We start from the raw sequence: 295 nt of genomic DNA on the forward strand, positions 1-295 counted from the left end.
CAAGGCCCTGCAGGCCCGCCGTCGAACCCGTGCCCCCGGCACCACCAGCGCCACCAGCACCACCATTGGTTCCCGACTCACCCGCACCACCGTCGCCACCGGCCACCACCGCGTCAGCACCGGCCTTACCGGTGTAGCCGGCACCACCCTTACCGCCGTCGCCACCAGCACCACCAACACCGTCAGTGGCCCGACCGCCACCAACATTCAGACCACCCTGGCCACCGTTACCACCGGCACCACCAGCACCACCATTGCCACCCGAGACACCCGCACTGGTCGAGGCAGCACCGGC

At 70.2% G+C, this 295-nt stretch carries 1 pseudogene; it reads left to right on the forward strand.

The annotated features are described in order from the left end of the window. Positions 1-295: pseudogene (locus LI92_RS21585) on the forward strand (hypothetical protein); the annotation flags it as partial.

The organism is Mycobacterium sp. UM_Kg1 (assembly GCF_000972925.1).
GTDB classification, from domain to species: Bacteria; Actinomycetota; Actinomycetes; order Mycobacteriales; family Mycobacteriaceae; genus Mycobacterium; species Mycobacterium hiberniae.